Source organism: Cupriavidus pauculus (genome assembly GCF_003854935.1).
Classification (GTDB): domain Bacteria; phylum Pseudomonadota; class Gammaproteobacteria; order Burkholderiales; family Burkholderiaceae; genus Cupriavidus; species Cupriavidus pauculus_C.
In genome coordinates this window covers 3,333,433-3,353,674 of the sequence record NZ_CP033969.1, presented here as the reverse complement: position 1 = coordinate 3,353,674, position 20,242 = coordinate 3,333,433, and the positions used below count along the sequence as shown (strand labels likewise).

32 protein-coding genes and 2 tRNA genes are annotated in these 20,242 nt (G+C 62.2%); 23 read left to right on the top strand and 11 right to left on the bottom strand.

The annotated features are described in order from the left end of the window. Window positions 1-18: 18 nt before the first annotated feature. The 9 genes from EHF44_RS16890 to EHF44_RS16850 form a co-directional block, all read right to left on the bottom strand. The gene (locus tag EHF44_RS16890; RefSeq protein WP_124684710.1) at window positions 19-213 is read right to left on the bottom strand and encodes a hypothetical protein; all 195 of its coding nucleotides are present in this window, start codon (window positions 211-213) and stop codon (window positions 19-21) included. Further along, window positions 198-665: a hypothetical protein gene (locus EHF44_RS16885; RefSeq protein ID WP_124684709.1), complete on the bottom strand. Its 468-nt coding sequence runs from the start codon at window positions 663-665 to the stop codon at window positions 198-200. Before EHF44_RS16885 ends, EHF44_RS16890 begins: the two co-directional genes overlap by 16 nt. Beyond that, window positions 662-1,210, bottom strand: coding sequence for a DUF4406 domain-containing protein (locus tag EHF44_RS16880; RefSeq protein ID WP_124684708.1), 549 nt, complete (start codon window positions 1,208-1,210; stop codon window positions 662-664). Before EHF44_RS16880 ends, EHF44_RS16885 begins: the two co-directional genes overlap by 4 nt. Next, a complete protein-coding gene (locus tag EHF44_RS16875) occupies window positions 1,207-1,560 on the bottom strand; it encodes a hypothetical protein (RefSeq protein WP_124684707.1) in 354 nt (117 codons plus the stop codon). The genes EHF44_RS16880 and EHF44_RS16875 overlap by 4 nt, the downstream gene beginning before the upstream one ends. Next, entirely contained in the window at window positions 1,560-2,042 is a 483-nt protein-coding gene (locus EHF44_RS16870; RefSeq protein ID WP_124684706.1) for a hypothetical protein, read from the bottom strand. The genes EHF44_RS16875 and EHF44_RS16870 overlap by 1 nt, the downstream gene beginning before the upstream one ends. Before the next feature lie 10 nt (window positions 2,043-2,052). Then, a complete protein-coding gene (locus EHF44_RS16865; RefSeq protein WP_124684705.1) occupies window positions 2,053-2,250 on the bottom strand; it encodes a hypothetical protein in 198 nt (65 codons plus the stop codon). A gap of 41 nt (window positions 2,251-2,291) precedes the next feature. Next, complete coding sequence (locus EHF44_RS16860; RefSeq protein ID WP_124684704.1) at window positions 2,292-2,969, bottom strand: DUF6475 domain-containing protein; 678 nt, start codon at window positions 2,967-2,969, stop codon at window positions 2,292-2,294. Next, entirely contained in the window at window positions 2,966-3,841 is an 876-nt protein-coding gene (locus EHF44_RS16855) for a DUF1376 domain-containing protein (RefSeq protein ID WP_124684703.1), read from the bottom strand. The genes EHF44_RS16860 and EHF44_RS16855 overlap by 4 nt, the downstream gene beginning before the upstream one ends. Window positions 3,842-4,023: 182 nt before the next feature. Continuing rightward, window positions 4,024-4,407, bottom strand: a complete 384-nt coding sequence (locus EHF44_RS16850) for a hypothetical protein (RefSeq protein WP_124684702.1) — start codon at window positions 4,405-4,407, stop codon at window positions 4,024-4,026. A 107-nt stretch (window positions 4,408-4,514) separates the two neighbouring features. Here EHF44_RS16850 and EHF44_RS16845 point away from each other — a divergent pair, with 107 nt between their 5' ends. From EHF44_RS16845 to EHF44_RS16830, 4 genes are all read left to right on the top strand, one after another. Beyond that, complete coding sequence (locus tag EHF44_RS16845; protein WP_124684701.1) at window positions 4,515-4,949, top strand: hypothetical protein; 435 nt, start codon at window positions 4,515-4,517, stop codon at window positions 4,947-4,949. Window positions 4,950-4,956: 7 nt separating this feature from the next. Further along, window positions 4,957-5,151 carry a hypothetical protein gene (locus EHF44_RS16840; RefSeq protein ID WP_124684700.1) on the top strand — a complete coding sequence of 65 codons (195 nt, stop codon included), beginning with the start codon at window positions 4,957-4,959 and terminating at the stop codon, window positions 5,149-5,151. Window positions 5,152-6,198: 1,047 nt separating this feature from the next. Beyond that, window positions 6,199-6,483, top strand: coding sequence for a hypothetical protein (locus EHF44_RS16835; RefSeq protein ID WP_124684699.1), 285 nt, complete (start codon window positions 6,199-6,201; stop codon window positions 6,481-6,483). A gap of 34 nt (window positions 6,484-6,517) precedes the next feature. After that, window positions 6,518-6,592 (top strand) — tRNA-OTHER (locus tag EHF44_RS16830). A gap of 188 nt (window positions 6,593-6,780) precedes the next feature. On the opposite strand, the gene EHF44_RS16825 is transcribed toward EHF44_RS16830, so the two are convergent. After that, window positions 6,781-7,197 (bottom strand): type II toxin-antitoxin system HicB family antitoxin, encoded by a 417-nt coding sequence (locus tag EHF44_RS16825; protein ID WP_124684698.1) that lies wholly within the window; start codon window positions 7,195-7,197, stop codon window positions 6,781-6,783. 66 nt (window positions 7,198-7,263) lie between these two features. Then, complete coding sequence (locus EHF44_RS16820) at window positions 7,264-7,437, bottom strand: type II toxin-antitoxin system HicA family toxin (protein ID WP_124684697.1); 174 nt, start codon at window positions 7,435-7,437, stop codon at window positions 7,264-7,266. 91 nt (window positions 7,438-7,528) lie between these two features. Here EHF44_RS16820 and EHF44_RS16815 point away from each other — a divergent pair. From EHF44_RS16815 to EHF44_RS16735, 19 genes are all read left to right on the top strand, one after another. Beyond that, a tRNA-Met gene (locus EHF44_RS16815) sits at window positions 7,529-7,604 on the top strand. Window positions 7,605-7,765: 161 nt separating this feature from the next. Further along, complete coding sequence (locus EHF44_RS16810; RefSeq protein WP_124684696.1) at window positions 7,766-7,951, top strand: hypothetical protein; 186 nt, start codon at window positions 7,766-7,768, stop codon at window positions 7,949-7,951. A 3-nt stretch (window positions 7,952-7,954) separates the two neighbouring features. Next, on the top strand, window positions 7,955-8,608 hold the full coding sequence (locus EHF44_RS16805; RefSeq protein WP_124684695.1) for a putative metallopeptidase: 654 nt from the start codon (window positions 7,955-7,957) through the stop codon (window positions 8,606-8,608). Between the two features lie 30 nt (window positions 8,609-8,638). Next, a complete protein-coding gene (locus tag EHF44_RS16800; protein ID WP_124684694.1) occupies window positions 8,639-9,112 on the top strand; it encodes a DUF2280 domain-containing protein in 474 nt (157 codons plus the stop codon). After that, complete coding sequence (locus EHF44_RS16795; RefSeq protein WP_124685156.1) at window positions 9,105-10,406, top strand: terminase large subunit domain-containing protein; 1,302 nt, start codon at window positions 9,105-9,107, stop codon at window positions 10,404-10,406. The genes EHF44_RS16800 and EHF44_RS16795 overlap by 8 nt, the downstream gene beginning before the upstream one ends. Before the next feature lie 9 nt (window positions 10,407-10,415). Continuing rightward, window positions 10,416-11,852: a DUF4055 domain-containing protein gene (locus tag EHF44_RS16790; protein ID WP_253699912.1), complete on the top strand. Its 1,437-nt coding sequence runs from the start codon at window positions 10,416-10,418 to the stop codon at window positions 11,850-11,852. A gap of 100 nt (window positions 11,853-11,952) precedes the next feature. Beyond that, window positions 11,953-12,735 carry a DUF6651 domain-containing protein gene (locus tag EHF44_RS16785; RefSeq protein ID WP_124684693.1) on the top strand — a complete coding sequence of 261 codons (783 nt, stop codon included), beginning with the start codon at window positions 11,953-11,955 and terminating at the stop codon, window positions 12,733-12,735. Window positions 12,736-12,801: 66 nt separating this feature from the next. Then, window positions 12,802-14,121 (top strand): P22 phage major capsid protein family protein, encoded by a 1,320-nt coding sequence (locus EHF44_RS16780; RefSeq protein ID WP_124684692.1) that lies wholly within the window; start codon window positions 12,802-12,804, stop codon window positions 14,119-14,121. Between the two features lie 65 nt (window positions 14,122-14,186). Beyond that, entirely contained in the window at window positions 14,187-14,456 is a 270-nt protein-coding gene (locus EHF44_RS16775; RefSeq protein ID WP_253699910.1) for a HeH/LEM domain-containing protein, read from the top strand. Window positions 14,457-14,459: 3 nt separating this feature from the next. Beyond that, complete coding sequence (locus tag EHF44_RS16770; protein WP_124684691.1) at window positions 14,460-14,852, top strand: hypothetical protein; 393 nt, start codon at window positions 14,460-14,462, stop codon at window positions 14,850-14,852. Window position 14,853: 1 nt separating this feature from the next. Next, entirely contained in the window at window positions 14,854-15,282 is a 429-nt protein-coding gene (locus EHF44_RS16765) for a hypothetical protein (protein WP_124684690.1), read from the top strand. Between the two features lie 9 nt (window positions 15,283-15,291). After that, on the top strand, window positions 15,292-15,948 hold the full coding sequence (locus EHF44_RS16760; protein ID WP_124684689.1) for a hypothetical protein: 657 nt from the start codon (window positions 15,292-15,294) through the stop codon (window positions 15,946-15,948). After that, window positions 15,948-16,775, top strand: a complete 828-nt coding sequence (locus EHF44_RS16755; RefSeq protein WP_124684688.1) for a hypothetical protein — start codon at window positions 15,948-15,950, stop codon at window positions 16,773-16,775. The genes EHF44_RS16760 and EHF44_RS16755 overlap by 1 nt, the downstream gene beginning before the upstream one ends. A gap of 7 nt (window positions 16,776-16,782) precedes the next feature. Further along, window positions 16,783-16,929, top strand: coding sequence for a hypothetical protein (locus tag EHF44_RS28385; protein WP_172966078.1), 147 nt, complete (start codon window positions 16,783-16,785; stop codon window positions 16,927-16,929). Window positions 16,930-16,996: 67 nt separating this feature from the next. Continuing rightward, window positions 16,997-18,517 (top strand): phage tail protein, encoded by a 1,521-nt coding sequence (locus EHF44_RS16750; RefSeq protein WP_124684687.1) that lies wholly within the window; start codon window positions 16,997-16,999, stop codon window positions 18,515-18,517. Window positions 18,518-18,576: 59 nt separating this feature from the next. Beyond that, window positions 18,577-19,008, top strand: a complete 432-nt coding sequence (locus EHF44_RS16745; RefSeq protein WP_124684686.1) for a hypothetical protein — start codon at window positions 18,577-18,579, stop codon at window positions 19,006-19,008. Between the two features lie 2 nt (window positions 19,009-19,010). Further along, window positions 19,011-19,400: a hypothetical protein gene (locus EHF44_RS16740; RefSeq protein ID WP_124684685.1), complete on the top strand. Its 390-nt coding sequence runs from the start codon at window positions 19,011-19,013 to the stop codon at window positions 19,398-19,400. A 35-nt stretch (window positions 19,401-19,435) separates the two neighbouring features. Continuing rightward, window positions 19,436-19,570 carry a hypothetical protein gene (locus tag EHF44_RS28875; RefSeq protein ID WP_301337470.1) on the top strand — a complete coding sequence of 45 codons (135 nt, stop codon included), beginning with the start codon at window positions 19,436-19,438 and terminating at the stop codon, window positions 19,568-19,570. Beyond that, window positions 19,567-20,040 carry a hypothetical protein gene (locus tag EHF44_RS16735; protein WP_124684684.1) on the top strand — a complete coding sequence of 158 codons (474 nt, stop codon included), beginning with the start codon at window positions 19,567-19,569 and terminating at the stop codon, window positions 20,038-20,040. Before EHF44_RS28875 ends, EHF44_RS16735 begins: the two co-directional genes overlap by 4 nt. The last annotated feature ends 202 nt before the right edge of the window (window positions 20,041-20,242 follow it).

Sequence of the window (20,242 nt, the reverse complement as noted above, 5' to 3'; positions counted from 1 at the left end):
ACAACGTATCGGTTGTACTCACTTCCGCTTGCCCGACTCGCGCCAAGCGCCGGCGTACCCCTGCAGCCAGTTGTCGTGCAGGACGGTGCCGGGCGGGTAGGGGTTGAAAGCGAAGCCCTTCGGCATGGCATGCATGCACATGGCCTGCCCACGCTCGAAGGCCGCGGCACCTTCTTGCTCGACGCCGGGGAGGGCGATCAGGGGCTCGGGCATGTGGACTCCCGAATTTGGTGTGCCGCAGTGACCGCCACCCCCAAAGCCGCCCAAGCGTGGGAGCGAACCCCATGAGTCGGGCCCGGCGCCTTCTTGGTGCCCTGCGGGCCGATTAGGTCGATCAGGGCTTGGCGAACATTGGCGTCTTTGGCTTGAGTCGTGCCGCAAAGGTGCAGCTTCACGTCGCGGCGGTAGACCAGGCGAACTTCGTTTGGCGCATGCCATGCCTGGACGAAACGGCCGATCCACACGCAGGTTTCGAACACCTCGCGGCCAACCGCCATGCCGTAGCTCGCGATCATTTCCATTGCCAGAGCGTCGGCCGGCATGTGGCCGATCTCCATCAGCATCAGATCGTTCGGCTTGACGCCTGCGCCGAGAATGCCGCGCTCGGGGTGATAGAGGCACCAGCCGCTTTCCGTCGTGCCTGGATCGATGGCGAGGATCGTCATGCCGGCACCTCGGTTGCGAGGATTTTTTCGCGCACGCGCGCGACCGCCGCTTCGATGGCCTCAAGCCCGCCAATGTTGGCGAACGTGAAGACGGCGAGCGTTTCCCCTTCTTTGGCGGGTTCGTTGCGATCTCGGACAACCCCCATCCCCTGGCCATCGTTACCGAACCACAGAGCTGGCAGGCCGCTCCACACAGCGTCGCCGACCTCGATCTTTCCGTGACCCATGGCGATGATCGGAAAATCAGCAGTGACCATCGGGACGTCATGGAATTCCTGGAGTCCGAGCTTCCTCGCGATGTGCGCTTCCAATGACGCACCGCGCGAGTTCTCCCATCCAGGCAGCAGATAGATGGCGTCACACGTCACCAGTTCGCGGATGTCGGCCCGCATGCAAGTAAGCCAGCCTGCAGACGGGTCAGCGTTGATTTCTGCTGGGTTGACGACGTCGTAGCCTTCCGCGCGAAGGCGCTCGGCGGTGGCGTGAAACAAGGGGAAATTGAGTTCCGGAATCCCCGTCATCGGACCGGCGACGTAGATCCTCATGCGTACCTCGCAAAGGGAGCTTCTTCGGCGATCCGCCAGTGCGAGAACACGTAGGCTTCGTAGCCGCGCATGTCGCCTTTGTGGCGGTTGCGCTCGACCTCCTGCTCGCTGATCGTCGGCGCCCAGTAGACGACGTCGCCTGCAACGTCACGACCCTTGCGGAGTAGGGCGGACTCGGAGGCCCGGTTGGCGATCTTTGCCAGCTTCTCCGGCGTTGAGCCGAAGCGGGCTACCAGATCCGCAAGGGTGAACTGCTGGCCGGCGTGCGATACCAGCGCGTCGACGATCTCGATCTGACGCACGGTTCGGGCGCGGTCGGCCTTCGCGGTTCTCATGACGGGGGACGGCATCAAGCGTTCTCCTTTTCGACTCTGAATACGTGTTCCGGGTTGGCTTTGCGGCGGTTCATCTCGCGCAGCACGGCAGACATCTGCGCTTGTGTTGCGATTTCGAGCTGCTGGTCGTGGAGATCAATTGCCTGCTCAATCGCCGCGATTCCGGGGCCGTCCAATCCCCATTTGCCGGTGCGCTCGGCACGCGCCTTACAGCGCATGACGGCTTCCTGGCCTGCAATGGCGATGCTTAGGTATTCGCGCCCTACGCCGATCTCCGACAGCAGCATCGACAGGTTCATCGCGACGGCTAGGCACCCCACGTCAAAATCCGATCCCTTTCCTTGCGTCAGCGCCGTCAGGGATTGGTGGGCTACCAGTGAAACGTCTTGCTGCTTGTCGACCGCCATCGGCAGTCGCGCGGCGAATGCGTCGACGATCGCTCCGGGATTGATATGCTTCGGCCGGTACTGCTTGCGAGGGCGCTTGCTTCGAGCCATGACAGGGACCTCAACGACGGCTTGCCCACTGGACCCGTTTGTCGACGAGGTCCTGAGAAAGGCGCTCAAACTTGTCGCATTCAATCTCTCGCTCGAATGCGCGGAACTTGCCGGCTTGCGTATCCTTCTCGCAGTGACCCCAACCGAGCCGCGCCATCGCGGGATCGCTCTTGAGGTTGCAGCTTTGGCAGGTGAGGCAGGTCGGCATGGCTAATAGCGAAACAAAACGCTAACACGTTAGCATGATAGTCAAAAAGAGGCGGCTTGGGGAGTGGTTTCGTCACCCGTCTTACGAGCGTCGTTCGCTACCAATCGCAGCGCTTGTGTTTGGGGCCTCGTGATTTGGAGGAGGGGGGTATTGGTGCCGCGTCTGGCGACCATGGCAGCGGTATCCGGGTTTCCCAGCAGCAGCGGTGCTTCCACATGGAACCCAGCTTTTGCGTTCTGCGCCTCGGAAATGCCAATCAGGTGAGGCGGATAGTCCGGAGTTTCGCTGCGCATGCGATAGCCGCGGTACCGATTTACGAACTCGTTCCGAACGAAGGGCCATTCGTCTTCGGACTTTCGGCCGACTTCGATCCATCCCCCCATTTCCGTCAGCACGCGATGGATGAGTGGATCGTCGAAGACGACAGACCGATAGGTGCCGACAGTCCGTACGGAACGGTCAACTTTCGCCCATGCGACCAGCGCGCTATCCTGCGTCGAGCCTTGCAGCATCTTGACGACATCAGCCGGCTTGGGCATGAACTGGCCGGAATCCGGGTTGACGCAATGGCGGTTCAATGCGTCGGCTACGGCCGTGAAGTCGAATGGCTGCATTGCCTGCCACCAGACCTTGACCGCAAAGGTCGATGAGTCCTGGCGATAGAAGGCATACACGTCGGAGATTAATGCGGAAAAGGGGGCGACGTCTTGCGGGGTCATTGCGTGGCTCCAAGGATCTCTGCGGCTGCTCTCTCGGCTACCGCTCGGTTATTCGCTTCGAGTGCTTCCTGCCGATTCGGCGGCTTGCGTTCGCCCTTCATACGCTGGCAGGCTGCCTTGAGGTACGCGACGGGATCTGCAGGGCGTTCGACGACCGCCGCTCGCACGGCGTCCACGACGATCTGAGGGTCGTAGTCCTTGACCAGCCTGCCCACGAAGCTGCCGCATTGCTCCTTTGGCATGCCGGACTGCTGCAGCAGTGATTTGCCAGCAGCCCATAGCTCGTCCTTGGTCATCTGCTCGGCGGTCTTCACAGGCGGCTCGCCGCCTTCTATTCCGTCAGGAATAGAAGAGATATAGGTACTGGTACTGGTTCTGGTTCTGGTGTCGTCCGTCCCATGAGAATCCACCGTCTTTCCGGCGTCTGTCCCGTGGGACAAATCAGTGACGTCGTGTGTTGTCCCGTGTGTTCCCGCAGCCTTCCGCGCTTCTTCCTGCCTCCGGCGCCACTCGGCCTTGCGGTTTTTCTCCTTGTCCCGCAGCGCTAACATCTCTACGACGCGTCGAGTCAATGTGTCGTGGTAAAGACGGCCATCTTCAGCCTTCCACCAGCCGCGCATGAGCTTGGCGCGATGCTTGGCGAAAAGATCTGCGTCCATGCCGAGCCGGACGGCGATCAACTCGTCGTCATCGGGAAGGGAGCCGCATGGGGTCTGACGCCAAGACACGGCCCAGAGCATCAGCAGCCAGGGGCGAATCTCGGCGGGTGTCAGCGCCCATGTATCGGACTGGTCGATCTGCTCTAAGTCCAACTCGAAGCGCCACCCTTTGGCGCGGGTGTCGGCTGGGTATGGTGCGGGTCTATCGCTCATGAAGAGCTCCCCCTTGGGCGACCGCCACTCTGCTGTATCTCATCATTCTGAGTCCCTACTGCCCAAGAAATAGGCCGGGCGGCGCGAGCCAGGGCGAGCCCGCGCGGCGGTGGCCACCGCCTGCCCGATTGATCGGTGATGCACGAAAGCGACGCACACATGTATGCATGCGTCGAAGTTCGTCAGGATTCGGCTTCGGCGGCGGCTTGTTGCCCGCGTTTGCTGAGTTCCGCGGTGAGGGCCTCGGGCAATCCCTTAGCGTCCTCGGGCCGGAGTTCCGTAGACGGAAGGTCCGCCGGCGGAGGGTCGTTGTCCACCTTGCCGCGCAGCTCCGGCATCTGGTCGAGCAGCTTGAACTCGGCAAAGGTGCCCTTGGTGGCCGCTTCCAGCCGTTTCGCCAGGTCGCGGCCCAGCTTGCCGCGGCTGTGCGAGATTCGGATCGTGCTCATGCTGGTCTTTGCGCGCTTCAGGACCCGCGCTCTGTACTCGCGTCGGCGCTCTCTTTCGCCCGAGGTGATGTCGGAACCGTTGATGCGCGTGGCTTCCAGCCATTCCCGGAGGTTCATTTCGCGTCCTTTCCTTGTTGATGGCGACGCTAATAGTTTAGCAGGAGTAACGGGTTAGCTAGACGAACATGTGTTGACAGCGATGTGGTGACACATACAATAGCGAAATGGACATCAAAACTATCCGCAAACTGAACGTGCGCCTGCTGGAGCGGGATATCGGTAGCCTCTCCGGACTCGCCCGGATGGCAGGCACGTCTCAGTCATACCTGTCGCAGTGCGTCGGGCCGGCCGCGATTCGATCCATTGGTGACGAGATGGCCCGCCGTCTCGAGCACGCCATGGGGAAACCGTTTGGATGGCTGGATGAACTGCACACGGACGAGAGCGAAATTCTGCTCGCCCGTAGGGTCTATGATCGTCTGCTGACGGTGCCGAGCAACAAGCTCCGCGCCATCGCGGAGTTGCTGGACGTCCGCACGGACGATGTAGAGATGCCCGTAGACGAGGCGACTGTTCAACAAGGGAATCAAAAACAAACGGGACGGGTCATTACCCTGGAAGACGATGGAAAAACCAAGAAGCAGCGAAGTGGTAAGTGAGGGTGTCATGGTCCTGGAGCAATTGCTCGAGGACTTCAAAGCCGGGAAGGTCAGCGGCGTTGTGCTGACCTATCAGACAGCCGACGGCGCTAGCAAGCACCAGTTGATGGGTGAATTTGCTGACGACCTGTTGGCGGCATGCAACCAAGTGAGGAAGCTGGATGTGGCATTGAACCGCCATTCTTTGTGCCCCGAGAGCTAACATGTGTGCAAAGTGTTTGCATATGTGCGCCGAGTTTGCTAAGATTCGGCTAGCTTAGAGACTGGTCACCCGAACCAAATGAAGCGACCCAACAGCAGAGCCCGGCATTGTCCGGGCTCTTGGCGTTTCTGGGACGGGGTCCGACCATTCTACGCGGCCCTCAAAAGCCAAGAGCCCCACGGCGGTGGGGCTCTCGTCTTGTTCTGGTCTGGTGTTCTGGCGCGGGAGGGCAACCCCCGGGCTCTTCCGGATTAGCGCGCGACCCGTGCGCCAGGTACTTGGGGTCGCGCGCGGGCTCTTCTTTTGCGGCACCCGGGCGCCGGCGGTCTTCTGGCGCTGGATGACGTGTAGAGGGCGTTGTTCATAGGCTGTACTCCTTGTCGGGTGGGCTATGAGCAACATGCTAATGCATGTGCCGTTTGCGCGAACTATAGCGCAACGATTAGCAGAAGGCAAACTACTTTTCTGCGGCGAAGGCGTTCAGCCGTTGGTAGAAGCCTCAGAAGAAGGCCGGGAGAGCCCGGCTCTCTCACGTTTGGCGGTGTTCGCGTGCTAGGCGCGTGAGCATCCGAGCGATGGTCGGGGACGCCCTGACGCCGCCAACCTTGAGGGATAGCGCAGAGATGCGCTGTGGCATGGCAACGCCTTGGAGGCCATGGACCGCAGGAGCTGGCAGCGGACGCATTCGTGCGATTGACCGCGGGTGATCTGAGCACGGGTCGGAAGGAAGGCTCCCTCAATCTGTACGCGGCCCGCAGGGGCGGCGAAGCGGTCCCCTTAACACGGGACGCCGGGCGCAACCGGCACCTTCACGCATGAGACCTGATGCCCGTGCTAGCCGGGCGCGGCGATCCCGCCAGGTTTCAGTCGTGAGGGGATGCGAAAGCTGACGGTCTTGCCCACTGCGGGGCAGATGGAGAACCCCGCCCCTCAACCTTCACGTAAGGCGGTAGTTCAATTTCAGAATCCGGCTGCGCGCTCGAAAACAGGAGAGCCGGGGTTGCCGGTGGAAGCCCGCCGACCTAACCATAACCCTTAGGAGAAAGCATGTCGAAGATGCGCGCCAAGATGCGAGTGATGGAAGTTTCCGCTGGCGAAGGCCACGGCCCGAAACACAAGCCCGGCGACCCGATGGTTAAGGTAAGCGAACGACTGAAGCTATGCGCGGTTGGCAACGGCCAGCCGTACAACGCTGATGGCACCGGCGACGAAGACAACACGTTCTCGCGCTGGACGCCTTGCGCCAACCTGGACATCACGATCCAGAATCCAGCGCTGTTCGACCAGTTCAAGCCGGGTGACAAGTTCTACGTGGACTTCACGCCGGCCTAAAGGACGAAGCTTCGCGCAAAGCGAGGCGCCTCACGCATGGCGTAGCTCAGTCGGTAGAGCCGAATGCGATAGTTGCGAAGGGTCGTTGGTTCAAATCCAACCGCCAGCCGTGAGGGAATGCGCAGGCTGATGCGCGGGGAATGGAAACAACCGACGTGGGTAGAGCCTCCTAGGCCAGTCTGCTGGCTGCTATGAAAAATGGTGCCCCACTCTGTGCCGGAGATCAGCACCGGCCCCTCCGACATTTGCGGGCTTGGCCGAGACGCCGGTTCGATCCCGGCAGCCCGCTCCACGGTGTTACGCGACGACAACGTCCAGGTGCTTGCCCAGAACAGCCAGCGCCTCGCCAATCCGATCGATCTTTGTGGTGTGCTCCAGGTTGATGAGACGATTCACTTCCTGCTTCGTCGTCCCCAGTCGTTCAGCCAGGTCGATAGGGCGGATCTGCTGCGCGACCATTTCGTTCAGTAGAAGCACCTTTGCCGCCACGCTGGCAGGAAGCGCCACCAACTGCTCGCCTTTGCGAGCCTTCGAGGGTGCCGGAACCGCGCGCTGGTCGTCAAAGTAGAAGTCCATCGCAGTTAGAAGCGCGTCGGTAGCCATATCGAGGGCTTCCGCCTCGGTATCCCCTTGAGTGATCGCCTCGGGGATATCGCGGAAGGTCACGACGAAGCCGCCTTCGGATGCAGGTTCCAACAGTGCCGGATATTGCATGGTCTCAGTCCTCAGTTTCTGGTTGTGAGGTGAAGCGAGTGGGACAAGCCCCTTTCGGGGCCGCCCTCACTTAAGTCCGAGTTGTTTCTTGATCGCCTCGACTGTGCCGGTCTTCAACTCCGCAGCATGTCTTGGCACCACCGTTTGCTTGCCGTTCAGGGAAACCTTCAGGTGTTTCTTGCCCTGCTTGAAGGTAGCGCCTTGATCGGCTAGCCAACGGACAAACTCACTTTGCTTCACCGCACCTCCGTTGTTTGTTGCGATGAATGAATAGTAAACAAAAACGATTACCCAAGCAAGGACTTTCGTAATCTTTTTTGTGTACCGGTTTTGCGGAATAGCTCAGCGGTAGTAGCGACGGGCTCATAACCCGTAGGTCGGTGGTTCGATTCCACCTTCCGCAACCAGCGTCTCCTCCCGGCGTGCTTGCACGTCTTGCCCGCTTCGGCGGGCCTTTCTATTCCTTGAGGTGTGCCCATGTGGGGAATGACCTACGCCGGCTACTGCGTCGGTCTGTGGTTACTCATGTGTGGCGTACCGATGTGGCCGAAGAACGACGGTTGAAGCGATGGAACTGACCGAAGCACTCCGCATCGCTCAGGCCGCGCTGCTCGATACGCCGGGGATTGTGCTGAACCGCAAGACCGGGTTGGCTCACGTTCTGCCGGGTGCGGCGGATGACCTATACGCTCGGGCGGACGCCTACAACCTATTGGCGCGGCATGTCGCGGCTCTCGAGGGCTGCGGGAAGTAACCCATGGCCAAGACGAAGACCCAAAAGGCTGGCAGGCCGATGCCCCCCGCCAACATGGGGGAGTGGGATGGGACACGATGGGGCCCGCTTTACGTGCCGGTGCCTGCGCTGAACGACTGGGTGCACGCCAACATCCTCCGGGACGGTGCGCCGCTGTACAACCCGGACCACGATCACCTGGCCCATGCGGACGTTGGGTATCTCTGGGCTGGGGAGCCCAACAAGAGCAAGATGCGCAAGATCATCGGACAGACGGAGGAACTCGTCTTCCGGGTGGGCCGATGGCAGCGCGGGCGCCAAGAGCAGCAGCTATCGGAGTGGTTCGGCCGTGTGCCTGGGTGGTTGATCACGCTCGACGCCTCATATTGCGCCACATGCACGGACGCTGAATTCTGTGCGCTCATAGAGCATGAGCTCTACCACATCGGTCACGACCTCGACGACTTCGGGTCGCCGCGCTTCACGAAGGAAGGTTTGCCCAAGCTGGCCATGCGGGGGCACGACGTGGAGGAGTTTATTGGGGTGGTACGAAGATACGGCGTTGGCCATTCCGATGGGGCTCTGGCGCGGCTGATCGATGCCAGCAACGCGGCGCCTGAGGTGGCTCGCTTGAACGTCGCTAGGGCATGCGGCACATGTTTGTTACGTGCCGCATAGCTTTTACTCCACTTTTACTGATCGCTCTCTATGGCAACGCTTAACGATGACGTGAAAGCGTTCATTGTGCAGGCGCTGGCGTGTTACGACACGCCGAGCCAAGTAGTGGACGCCGTGAAGGAAGAATTTGGCCTCGAAGTTAGTCGGATGCAGGTGCAGGCATACGACCCGACCAAGGCGCAGGGTAAGGCTCTAAGCCAAAAGTGGCGGGACGTCTTCGCCGCGACCCGTGACAGCTTCGTCAAGGCGACGGCCGAGATTCCAATAGCCACCCAGGCGTATCGCCTCCGGGTGCTGAATCGACTGGTGTCGAAGGCAGAGAAGCAAGGGAACATGGGCATGGTCAGCCAGTTGCTCGAGCAGGCTGCCAAGGAAACTGGCGGCATGTTCGTCAACCGCCTGCGCGGGGATACGCCGGACGACACACCGCCAGCGCCGAAGACCTTCACTTTCAAGGTGCAGGACGCGCGCCGGCCGGGGGATGACCCTGATGGGGATGATTGAGACGCTGTCCGATGGCATCGAAGCCACGCTGAACATCCCGCAAGCGCAGTTCCTGCAGATGCCGCACAAGTTCCGCGCCTACGTGGCGGGGTTCGGCTCTGGCAAGACGTGGGTAGGCTGCACGGCCATCGCCGAGCACTTCTGGAACTGGCCCGGCATCAATCAGGGCTACTTCGCGCCGACCTACCCGCACATCCGCGACATCTTCTACGAGACGATGGAAGAGGTGGCCTTCACCATGGGGCTGCGGGTGGTGATCAACCAGGCGAACCACGAGGTGCACGCCTTCGAAGGGCGCAAGTGCCGCGGTACGGTGATCTGCCGCTCCATGGAGCACCCGGCAAAGATTGTCGGTTTCAAGATCGGCCACGCGCTGATCGACGAACTGGACGTGATGCCGCTGCTCAAGGCCGAAATGGCCTGGCGCAAGATCATCGCGCGGATGCGCTACAAGGTCCCCGGCCTGAAGAACGGCGTGGACGTGACGACGACCCCGGAAGGGTTCAAGTTCGTCTACCAGCAGTTCGTGAAGCAGTTGAGCGAGAAGCCGAAGCTGCGCGAACTGTACGGGCTGATCCAGGCCAGCACGTATGACAACGCGCTGAACCTGCCGGACGACTATATCCCGTCGCTGCGGGAGAGCTACCCGCCGCAGCTAATCAACGCGTACCTGCGTGGCAAGTTCGTCAACCTGACATCTGGGTCCGTGTACCCAGATTTCGACCGCGCGCTGAACCATACGGACGACGTTCTGCAAGAGGGCGAGCCATTGCACGTCGGCATGGACTTCAACGTGCTTAAGATGGCGGCCGTCGGATACGTGATCCGGGACGGTGAGCCGCGCGCGGTGACGGAACTGACCGAGGTGCGTGACACCCCGGCCATGGCCAAACTGCTCAAAGAGCGGTTCAAGGACAAGGGGCATCACGTCAAGATCTACCCCGACGCCAGCGGCCAGAACACGAGCAGCAAAAACGCGTCGGAGTCGGACCTCTCCATCTTGAAGGCCGCCGGCTTCCAGATCGAGGTGAATTCGACGAACCCGGCCGTGAAGGACCGTTTGAACTCAGTGAACGCGCTGATCCTGAACGACCAGGGCGCGCGCCGGCTGAAGGTGAACACCAGGCTCTGCCCGGTCTACACCGAGGCGCTGGAGCAGCAGCCGTACGACAAGAACGGCGAACCCGACAAGACGACCGGGCACGACCACGTCAACGACGCCGGCGGATACCCGCTGGTGAAGATGTTCCCGATCGTGAAGCGTCAGACGCGCGTCACCAACCTCGTTATGTAAGCGAACCACATGGATCAGCAGCCAAACGTCCGCACTCGCTCGAAGGCGGCCGAAAAGATGGCCGCGAACTGGGCCCTGATCCAGGCGCTGCTTGGCGGAACGTCTGCCATGCGCGCCGCCGGCAAGGAGTATCTGCCGCAATGGCCGAACGAGGAAGCGAAGTCGTACGAGAACCGCCTGAAGACGGCGACGCTGTTCCCAGCATTCGCCCGTACCGTCGAGGTTCTGGCTGCAAAGCCGTTCTCCAAGCCCGTCACGCTTGGCGACGACATGCCGGCCAAGATCAAGGCGTGGTGCGAGGACATCGACCTCGAAGGACGGAACCTGCACGCATTTGCCGCCGCCACGTTCACGGATGCGCTGGCCGCCGGCCTTGTTGGCATCCTGGTCGATTTCCCGACGGTCAACACCGCCGAGGTGAAGACGCAAGCTGCGGAAGCGAAGATCGGCGCGCGGCCGTACTTCGTGCCGATCACCGTCGACGCCATCCTTGGGTGGAAAGACAAGCGCATCAACGGGGTTCGTACGCTGACGCAACTGCGCCTGCTTGAGACGGCCGTAGAGGACGACGGGCCGTTCCACGAGAAGGAAATCGAGCAAGTCCGGGTGCTGGAGCCTGGCCGCTGGGAGATCTGGCGCAAGAAGAAGGTCGACGGCAACAAAGAAGACTGGGCAAAGTACGACGAAGGCGTGACGACGCTGCAGAAGATTGCTTTCGTGCCGTTCTACGGCAAGCGCAAGGACTTCATGATCGGCGTTCCGCCGCTGCTCGAGCTTGCACACATGAATGTCGAGCACTGGCAGTCGAAGAGCGACCAGCAGACCATCCTACACGTCGCGCGCGTGCCGATTCTGTTCGGCAAGAAGCTGGACGTCGATGATGCAGGCAATGTAAAGCTTGTGGTCGGCGGCTCAGCCGCGGTTACTACCGACGACGCTGACGGCGACCTGAAGTACGTCGAGCACACCGGCAAGGCAATCGAAGCAGGACGGCTGTCGTTGCAGGATCTGGAGCACATGATGCGACAGGTCGGCGCCGAGTTGCTGGTGATCAAGCCGGGCAACACGACGATCAAGCAGACCGAGGCTGACAACGAGCCCGCCATGTGCGCGCTCCAGCGGATGGCCGAGGATCAAGAGGATGCGCTCGACGCGGCGCTTCAACTGATGGCCGAATGGGTCGGAGAATCGACAGGCGGTCACGTCCAGTTGTTCAAGGACTTTGGCGTGACGTCACTGTCCGAGGCCTCGCTCGAGCTGCTGCGTGAGATGAATGTCGACGGAACGCTCTCGGATGAGACGCTGTTCGAAGAGACGCAGCGCCGCGGGGTCATCGGCCCAGAGCGGCAGTGGGACGAAGAGAAAACCCGAATCAAGGCCAACGCGCCGAAGCTGCCGGCTCCCGCCACCAGCCCTAACAAACCAGCTAACCCGGCCGCAGCCTAACCCGCTGCAGCTTTTTCTTGCCCGGATACGGTGGATGCCGTAGGGCGCGTCGCGGTGGATGCCGCAAAAGTCTCAGGGCGGATGCCCAAGGAAAGTCACCATGCCATTCAAGTACGACGAAGCCGGAAACATCGTTCTCCAGGAAGTGAGCGGCAAGAAGCTGCCTGTGTTCATCGGCGCCGACGGCAAAGAAGCGCCGTTCGATGGCGATAGCACGGTCGGCACCATCTCTCGACTCAACGGCGAGGCCAAAAGCCACCGTGAGCGCGCGGAGACTGCCGAAGCCGCCCTGCGGACGTTCGAAGGGATCTCGGATCCGGCTGCCGCCATCAAGGCGATGGCCACGGTCAAGAACCTGGACGACAAGAAGCTGGTGGACGCCGGCGAAGTCGAGCGGGTGAAGGCCGAAGCGATCCGGTCTGTCGAAGAGAAGTACGCCCCCGTCGTCAAGAAGGCCAAGGACCTCGAGTCGCAACTGAACTCGCATCTGGTCGGAAGTGTTTTCAACCGCTCGAAGTTCATCGCCGAGAAGTTTGCCGCCGAAGGGCCGGCCGGCGCCGAGATCGCGCAAGCGCTCTTTGCGAACCGGTTCAAGGTCGAAGACGGCAAGGTGGTCGGCACCAACCCTGACGGTACCAAGATCTTCTCGCGCACCCGCCACGGCGAACTCGCCGATCCGGACGAGGCGCTGGAGATCATGGTCGATGGTTATCCGCACAAGGCTCACATCCTGAAGGGCTCCGGCGCTTCGGGGAGCGGTGCTCAAGGCGGCCAGGGTGGCACCGGTGGCAAGCGCACGATCTCCCGTGCTCAGTACAACGCAATGACGCCGGCCGATCAGGCCGCCGCTGCGCGCGATCAGAACACGGTGATTACGGACTAAACGTCCGCCCTCAAGCAATCCCAGGCCGCCTAGAGCGGCCATCTTCTTTTTCAAGGGTCTATCCAAATGAAGAGCACTTTCTCGAAGCTGCGTGTGATGACGCTTGCCGCGGTGGCGTTCGTCATCGCTTTGTACCCGATGGCGGTCGTGGCCAAGGTCACCGCGCGCCTGTTCGAGGTGATGCAGGACGCGGTAACGCGACCCCCGCAGTTCGGCGTGGCGGCCTCCAATACGCTGACGGGCCTGATCCCGACGCTGTACAACGCGTTGGACGTCGTCTCCCGTGAACTGGTCGGATTCATCCCGGCCGTTACCGGTGACATGACTTTCGAGCGAGCGGCCGTCGGACAGACTGTCATGTCGCCCGTGGTGGGCGCCTCCCAGGCAACCGACATCACGCCCGCCGTGACCCCGCCCAACGACGGTGATGCGACCGTCGGCAACGTTCCGATGCAAATCACCAAGGCGCGCCGCGTGCCGATCCGCTGGAACGGCGAGGAAAAGCTCGGCCTGGACAACAACGGCGCCAGCTACAACATCATCCTTTCGAACCAGATCCAGCAGGGCATGCGCACGCTGGTCAACGAAGTCGAATCGGATATCGCCGCACTGAACGTGTTCGCGTCGCGCGCCTACGGTACGCCGGGCACCGCACCGTTCGGGACCGCGAACGATCTGACCGACTCGGCCGGCGCTCTGCGCATCCTGGAAGAGAACGGCGCGCAGGGGCTGGACTTCCAACTGGTGCTGGGCACGGCGGCGATGTTCAACCTGCGCGGCAAGCAGTCGGTGCTGTTCAAGGTCAACGAAGCAGGCCGCTCCGACATGCTGCGTGACGGGATTACCGATCGCCTGCAGGGTCTGGCGCTGCGCCAGTCGGCGCAGGTCAAGCGACCGGCAGTCGGTACCGGCGCGGCCGCAACCACCAACGCCGCTGGCTACGCTGTCGGCGCGACCGTCATCACCCTGGCGTCGGCCGGTACGGGCACCATCGTCGCCGGTGACGTGATCACCTTCGCGGGTGACACCAACAAGTACGTCGTGGCGGCCGGCGACACCGACGTCTCGAACGGCGGGGCCATCACTCTCCAAGCCCCCGGCCTGCTGCAGGCGATTCCGGCGGCCGCGACGAACATCACGGTGGCCGCTGCTGGATTCCGGAACATGTTCTTCGCCCGTTCGGCCATCGTTCTGGCGACCCGCGCGCCCGCGCTGCCGGCACAAGGCGACTCGGCGGTGGACCGCATGATCATCACCGACCCGCTGACCGGCCTGTCGTTCGAGATCGCGATGTACGCCCAATACCGCCAGATGCAGTACGAAATCTCGCTGGCATGGGGGTGCGCCGCGGTCAAGCGCGAGCACATCGGCCTGCTGCTGGGCTAATCACCGGCTCGTCACGCTCCGGGGCTCGGGCCCCGGAGTGCTGCAACTGCACTGGAGACACAACCGTGAAGACCATCAAAGTGATGCCGTGGGGCGAAGATCAAGGCGATTTCGTCCTCATCAACGAGGAAGACTTCGACCCCAACGTCCACAAGCGATACGACGAAGGCGCCAAGAAGGCCGCCACGCAGCCGAAGGCCAGCGTGGACGAACTGAGGGCCGCGCTGACTGCCAAGGGCATCGAGATCCCCGAAGGCGCCAAGAAGGCAGACCTGCAGGCGCTGCTCGACAAGGCGGATGCCGAGGGCGCGAGCGACGGCGACAACCAAGGCTAAGCCATGCTGACGGATGCGCAGATGGTGGACGCGCGGCGCTATGCGGGCTACTCGCTGGTCGGAGATACCGTCGTCGACGACCGGAGCGACCTCGCTTGGGGCGTGGTCGGTCCGATCCAGTGGCAAACGCTCGATCACCGCCTGCGCAACCTCAGTGCCGCCGAAGAGTCGGTAGCAGCCAGTTTCCTCGGCACGCTAAACGTCCTGGAGAAGGCAATCACCGATTCCGGGGACAACCTGGACACCGCTCAAGCGGCGGTGTGGACACACAACCCCAATGAAGTGCGAGACCGGACGAAGCTGTACAACCAGCAGCGTCGCAGCTTTTGCGGCTTCCTCGGTATCCCGCCGGGCCCTGCACTAGGGGATGGCGTCGTCAGAGTCGGAAGGGCGTGAAATGACTGTAATCGCATGGGATGGCGAAACGCTTGCCGCGGATCGCCGGGTCACCTCCGGCGGTGGCATCGCCAGGTCGGTCACCAAGATTCAGAAGCATGGCGACGTGCTACTAGGGATGACCGGCAACTGGGATGTCGCCGCTGAAATGCGGGAATGGTTTAAAGCCGGTGCCGTGCCGGCGGACTTCCCCGCCAAAGCGCGCGACGGAGACGCAACGCTGATTGTGATCCGGCGCGCTGGGATCGAATCGTTCCATTCTGGACCGTTCCCGATGCCCATCGAGGTAGCGCAGGCGGCGTGGGGCTCCGGACGCGACTACGCCGAAGCCACGATGTATCTCGGCGGAAGCGCGGTACAGGGCGTGCAGGTCGCCAGCCACTTCCAAACAGACTGCGGGAACGGCTTCGACACGCTCAAGCTGGACTAAGGAGGGCGAATGGACGCGGCCAAGCTGCAGGACAAGATCTACGCTGGCTATGGCAAAGCCGCGAAGCGAATCGGCTACGTCTATGACGTGTTCCGACCGGCTGGCGCCGCTGACCCGCTGACTGCCAAGGTCGCAAGCCTGAACGCGTCGTTCTCGGCGCAGGAGTGGTCGTACACCCGGCCCGGGCTGCCTGAAAAGCCGTACTGGTACTGCCTGATCGATGGTCGGCAGACCCAGTTGGGTGACTACCTGGTGCGTGGCGGGCAGATCTACTTCATCGGCGGCATGCAGGACAACCTGCCTATCGTCGCGGTGGAGTGCAACCGGCGTATCTGGGTCACTCGGCCGACATCGGACGACGATGCAGTGGGCGACGTTGGCTATGGCGGTCTCTGCGCTGGCGACGACGAACCTGTACTTGGCTCCCCGGGCGGGCTAGGCGGTTGGCCATGCGCCGAGCTCTTCGGCGGAAAGACCCGGACTCATGCCGAACTGCCTGCGTCCGGCGATGAGCACGGTTTCCGCATCTGGTTGCCGGTCAGCGTGCCTATCGTGATCGCTTCTGGCGACATCGTGGTCGACGACCTCGGGCGCCGGTTCAGCGTGGGCGGCGCGGAGCGCTCCGAGCAGATGTGGCGGCTAGATCTGACGGAGGTGCATGTGTAATGGCTGGACTTGCAGAGGTATCCGCTGCGCTAGTCGCCCGCATTGCCCAGATCGTCTACCCGAACGGCACCGGCCAGCTTCCGATCGCTGGGCAGGCGATCAAGATCTACGGCGGCTGGCCGACTCCGGACCAGTTGGCGAAGGACCTGAAAGCTGGGAAGCAGCACATCTCCGTGTTTCCGCGCACTGTGAAGTACCTCCAGAGCGCGAAATCGAAATGGCGAACGATCACGCCAGCGGTCCACACCATATCCCTAACCGTGGTAGGACAGACCGTGACGGTCGGCGGTACCGTTTCGACTCCGCAGAATGCCTCCCTCGTCGTTGACGGCCGCGCCTATCCGTATGCAGTGCAGGCTGGCGACACGCTCGCCTCCATTGCAACCGCGCTGGCGGCTTTGGTGGCGGCTGACCAGGCGGCCACTTCGGTTGGAACAGTAGTGACGATCCCAGGCGCTCATGCGATCTCGCAGAGAGTCGGCGGCAGGGCTATCCGAACCCGCGACGTCAGGCGGCAGGATCAGGAATTCCTCATCTCGGTCTGGGCGAACTGCTTTGAGACCCGCGACCCCTTGGGGGATGCGGTCGATGCTGGATTGGCGCGGATTGACCGGCTGGACCTACCCGACGGCAGCTACGCCAACCTGCGATCGCGGCCGCTTTCCAATCCGTGGGATGACGACGGACAGAAGGAGGGCGTGTATCGACGCAATCTCAGTTGCTGGGTGGAGTTCCCGACAACCGAGGTCCAGGAGCAGTACGAGGTGACGCAGGGCCAGGTCGATCTCGATCTGCCGGGCGGCGTAACGAAGACCACCATCATTTGAGGACACCATGATTCTCCGCGTCATTTCGCCGTTCAACGGCTACCAAGTCGGTGACGAGATCACCGACGAGAAGGCCATCGCCGCAATCCTGGACTCTGAGCAGCAGGTCCACGTCGTGAAGGTCGCCGCGCCGGCCGCGAAGGCGACGAAGTAGGCCCTCCCTCGATTTCCGTCTCTCCAAGCCACCTTCGGGTGGCTTTTTCGCTTTCTGGAGTCATTCCATGACCGTTGTTCAAGCAGGGCAGGTGAACCTGACCGCGCAGCAAGTGCCCGGCATGATCGTCGCCATCCAGCCTCCGGGCCCGGCGCCGATCAATGGCGTGCCGAGCAATATTGGCGGCATCGTCGGCACGGCCGTTTGGGGCCCGGTCGGGGTGCCCGTGATGGTCTCGGACTATGGCGGCGGCGCTGCCATTTTTGGCCCGATGCAGGCGCGCAAGTACGACCTGATGACAGTCCTCAACTGGGCTCGGCTCCAGGGGGATGTGGGCGCCTATCAGTTGGTGCGCGTCACCGACGGCACCGACGTAGCAGCCACGCAGACCTTCGGCACGAACTTCGTGACGCTGACGTCGAAGTACACGGGGACGCTGGGGAACAGCATCTCGGGGACGCTGGCCGCCGGCACCGCCGCGAACACGACCAAGCTGACCATCACGATGGCCGGATTCCAGCCCGAGATCTACGACAACATCCCCGGCACTGGCGCCACCCTGCGCGACAACATCGTCAAGGCGGTGAACCTGGGTAATAGCCAGTTTCGCGGTCCGTCGAACATGTGTGTGGCGACTGCCGGTGCAGGCACGGCGGCGCCCGCGTTGCCGGCGACGATCACGCTGGCGGGGGGCACCGATGGGGCGACGACCATTACCGGCTCGGTCCTGGTCGGCGTGGACACAGCACCTCGCAAGGGGATGTATGCCCTTCGCAACACCGGTGCCAGCGTCATCGCACTGGCCGACTGCGACGACTCGACAACCTGGTCCACTCAGGTCCCGTTCGGGCTGTCCGAAGGGGCGTACATGCTGTTGGTCGGGCCGGCCGGCGACTCGATCACGAATGCAATTGCGACGAAGGCATCCGCCGGCATCGACAGCTATGGCGCCAAGGTCATCCACGGCGACTGGGTGTATGTCAACGACACCACCATTAACCAGCTCCGCCTGATCTCGCCGCAAGCATTCGCGCTCGGCAAGATGGTCAACCAGTCGCCGCAACAGAGCACGCTGAACAAGCAGTTGCAGGGCATCGTTGCGACGCAGCGCACCTACAACAGCCAGCCGTACCAGAAGGGCGACCTGCTCCAACTGGTGCAGGCCGGCATCGACGTGCTGACGAACCCGTCGCCGGGCGGCAAGTACTTCAGTTTCGTGCTTGGTCTGAATTCCAGCAGCGACGCCGCCTTGCGCGAAGACAGCTACACGCGGCTGACCAACTACATCGCCTTCAGCATCGACCAGTGGGGCGGAAAGTTCGTCGGTGAGCTGCAGGGATTCGACGACGAGGACGAGACGCGCGCCGCGGCTTTCGCTGGCCTTGATCAGTTCATGTCGGCCATGAAGAACGTCCAACCGGCCATGATCGACGACTACGTCGTCAAGCTGGACAAGACGAACAACCCGGACGATCGCATCCGTGCCGGCTGGATGCAGGGCAATGTGCAAGTCCGCTATCTGGCCGTGGTCCGGAACTTCCTCGTGAACCTGCAGGGCGGCCAGACAACTGTGATCGTCAAGCCGTAACGCCAACCCGATAACTCCTGAGCCCGGTACGCCGGGCGCTTCCTTTTCCGGAGAACAACATGCCGCAACAAGGGCTTTCCGTCGGGCGCGACACTACGCTGGTGTTCCAGACACCGACCGGCCGCCTGTCGGTTCCGAACCTGACCGGATTCCGCAAGAAGCAGGACGCCACCATCGAGCGTGTCAAGCTGATCAGCGGAATCACCAAGACGCTGCGCTTCTTCGACGGCTGGTCCGGTTCCTTCAACGTGAGCCGGGCAGGCCCCGAACTCGACATCTACTTTGCACAGGCTGAAGCGGACTACTACGCCGGCCTGGACGAGCAAGGCTGTCAGATCTACGAAACGATCACCGAGCCCGGCGGCATCATCACCCAATGGCGCTACGACGACGTCATGCTCGAGTACGCCGACGCCGGCGAGGCAGCCGGTGACGCGTCGGTCAAGAGCATGGTCAACTTCACGGCCTCGCGCCGCACCCGAATCGCCTAACGATGAGCGCAAACCAGCAAAAGACAAGGGTCACGGTCAATCCGTCGACGCCCTCGCAGCAGATCGTTGCGCGGGCTAATGCCGAGGTCGTCGAAATCGACGGCAAGGGACGCCAGATCACCATTCGGCGCCCTGGCATCCTGGCTCAGTACCGTCTTGTCGAGGCGATGGGTGCTGAATCAGCCGCCAACGAGGTGTATCGGAACATGTGCATGCCGCTGTTGTACGTAGCGGCCATCGACGGCGATGACGTGTTCATGCCGACCAACAAGCGGGAGTTGGAGGCGCTGATCCAGCGCCTGGATGAAGACGGGATGCTCGCGATCCAGCTCGGCATCGCCAAACTGGAGCCGAACACGTCGGGCGGCGGGGAAGAGTCGGCAAAAAACTAGCCCAGAGCCCAGTGTTTCGGCAGGCACTGTGGCTCTTGAAGAACGGCGTTCCCTTCGACGTCGCGTTTAGTTGGAGCGATGCGGAGCGGTTTGCCGCCGGCATCGTCTTCAGCGAGTTCGAGGGCAGGCGGTTCGACTGGACCGAGATGGCATTCAGGGAGCAGGAATGAAGACGTTCAAAAGCATGAGCGACTTCGCCGATCACCTGGTGCGTCTCGCTGCCGAATCTGAGGTGGTGACGAACCACCTCACGGAAAGCGCCGCAGCCGAGATCGAGAAGGTGGCCAAGTCTGAGATTGGCCATTACCAGCCAGCGGTCGGGAAGTTTGCTGCTTGGGCTGAGCTAAAGCCGGAGACCGAGGCGGAGAAAAGCAGGCTCGGCTACAAGCTGAACGCCCCTCTGGAGCGTACCGGCGAGATGCGCGACAGCATCCAGCGCACGGTCATTCGGAATGAGGCGGCCATCGGGTCGAACAGCGACAAGATGGTTTGGCACGAGCTTGGGAAAGGACGGAACCCGCCCCGGGCGGTGTTAGGCCCGGCGGCTATCCGTGTCGGTGAGGACCTGCAAAGCCGGTTTGGCCGGACTGTCGCCGCTTGGCTGGCTGGTCGGAACTGGCGTCGTCCACGACTGAAATAGCCCCGAGACAGCACCGCATAGGAATGGAATCCCTACCAGTGCAACGAAGATCGCGCCAGTGATACGCCGCGCGCGGCGGTCGAGATGGCTGAACACCGTCTCCGGAATGGGCTCGCGCGGGAATTCGCGCTTTGGATACTGAACCCACGAAAGGTGATCCGCTAGCCACTCGTGCGTGCGGTGTTTGATCGAAGCCATGTGG

Coding starts and splice junctions, on each gene's coding strand:
- EHF44_RS16890 (WP_124684710.1), bottom strand. CDS start 213: ATGCCCGAGCCCCTGATCGCCCTCCCCGGCGTCGAGCAAGAAGGTGCC.
- EHF44_RS16885 (WP_124684709.1), bottom strand. CDS start 665: ATGACGATCCTCGCCATCGATCCAGGCACGACGGAAAGCGGCTGGTGC.
- EHF44_RS16880 (WP_124684708.1), bottom strand. CDS start 1,210: ATGAGGATCTACGTCGCCGGTCCGATGACGGGGATTCCGGAACTCAAT.
- EHF44_RS16875 (WP_124684707.1), bottom strand. CDS start 1,560: ATGCCGTCCCCCGTCATGAGAACCGCGAAGGCCGACCGCGCCCGAACC.
- EHF44_RS16870 (WP_124684706.1), bottom strand. CDS start 2,042: ATGGCTCGAAGCAAGCGCCCTCGCAAGCAGTACCGGCCGAAGCATATC.
- EHF44_RS16865 (WP_124684705.1), bottom strand. CDS start 2,250: ATGCCGACCTGCCTCACCTGCCAAAGCTGCAACCTCAAGAGCGATCCC.
- EHF44_RS16860 (WP_124684704.1), bottom strand. CDS start 2,969: ATGACCCCGCAAGACGTCGCCCCCTTTTCCGCATTAATCTCCGACGTG.
- EHF44_RS16855 (WP_124684703.1), bottom strand. CDS start 3,841: ATGAGCGATAGACCCGCACCATACCCAGCCGACACCCGCGCCAAAGGG.
- EHF44_RS16850 (WP_124684702.1), bottom strand. CDS start 4,407: ATGAACCTCCGGGAATGGCTGGAAGCCACGCGCATCAACGGTTCCGAC.
- EHF44_RS16845 (WP_124684701.1), top strand. CDS start 4,515: ATGGACATCAAAACTATCCGCAAACTGAACGTGCGCCTGCTGGAGCGG.
- EHF44_RS16840 (WP_124684700.1), top strand. CDS start 4,957: ATGGTCCTGGAGCAATTGCTCGAGGACTTCAAAGCCGGGAAGGTCAGC.
- EHF44_RS16835 (WP_124684699.1), top strand. CDS start 6,199: ATGTCGAAGATGCGCGCCAAGATGCGAGTGATGGAAGTTTCCGCTGGC.
- EHF44_RS16825 (WP_124684698.1), bottom strand. CDS start 7,197: ATGCAATATCCGGCACTGTTGGAACCTGCATCCGAAGGCGGCTTCGTC.
- EHF44_RS16810 (WP_124684696.1), top strand. CDS start 7,766: ATGGAACTGACCGAAGCACTCCGCATCGCTCAGGCCGCGCTGCTCGAT.
- EHF44_RS16805 (WP_124684695.1), top strand. CDS start 7,955: ATGGCCAAGACGAAGACCCAAAAGGCTGGCAGGCCGATGCCCCCCGCC.
- EHF44_RS16800 (WP_124684694.1), top strand. CDS start 8,639: ATGGCAACGCTTAACGATGACGTGAAAGCGTTCATTGTGCAGGCGCTG.
- EHF44_RS16795 (WP_124685156.1), top strand. CDS start 9,105: ATGATTGAGACGCTGTCCGATGGCATCGAAGCCACGCTGAACATCCCG.
- EHF44_RS16790 (WP_253699912.1), top strand. CDS start 10,416: ATGGATCAGCAGCCAAACGTCCGCACTCGCTCGAAGGCGGCCGAAAAG.
- EHF44_RS16785 (WP_124684693.1), top strand. CDS start 11,953: ATGCCATTCAAGTACGACGAAGCCGGAAACATCGTTCTCCAGGAAGTG.
- EHF44_RS16780 (WP_124684692.1), top strand. CDS start 12,802: ATGAAGAGCACTTTCTCGAAGCTGCGTGTGATGACGCTTGCCGCGGTG.
- EHF44_RS16770 (WP_124684691.1), top strand. CDS start 14,460: ATGCTGACGGATGCGCAGATGGTGGACGCGCGGCGCTATGCGGGCTAC.
- EHF44_RS16765 (WP_124684690.1), top strand. CDS start 14,854: ATGACTGTAATCGCATGGGATGGCGAAACGCTTGCCGCGGATCGCCGG.
- EHF44_RS16760 (WP_124684689.1), top strand. CDS start 15,292: ATGGACGCGGCCAAGCTGCAGGACAAGATCTACGCTGGCTATGGCAAA.
- EHF44_RS16755 (WP_124684688.1), top strand. CDS start 15,948: ATGGCTGGACTTGCAGAGGTATCCGCTGCGCTAGTCGCCCGCATTGCC.
- EHF44_RS28385 (WP_172966078.1), top strand. CDS start 16,783: ATGATTCTCCGCGTCATTTCGCCGTTCAACGGCTACCAAGTCGGTGAC.
- EHF44_RS16750 (WP_124684687.1), top strand. CDS start 16,997: ATGACCGTTGTTCAAGCAGGGCAGGTGAACCTGACCGCGCAGCAAGTG.
- EHF44_RS16745 (WP_124684686.1), top strand. CDS start 18,577: ATGCCGCAACAAGGGCTTTCCGTCGGGCGCGACACTACGCTGGTGTTC.
- EHF44_RS16740 (WP_124684685.1), top strand. CDS start 19,011: ATGAGCGCAAACCAGCAAAAGACAAGGGTCACGGTCAATCCGTCGACG.
- EHF44_RS16735 (WP_124684684.1), top strand. CDS start 19,567: ATGAAGACGTTCAAAAGCATGAGCGACTTCGCCGATCACCTGGTGCGT.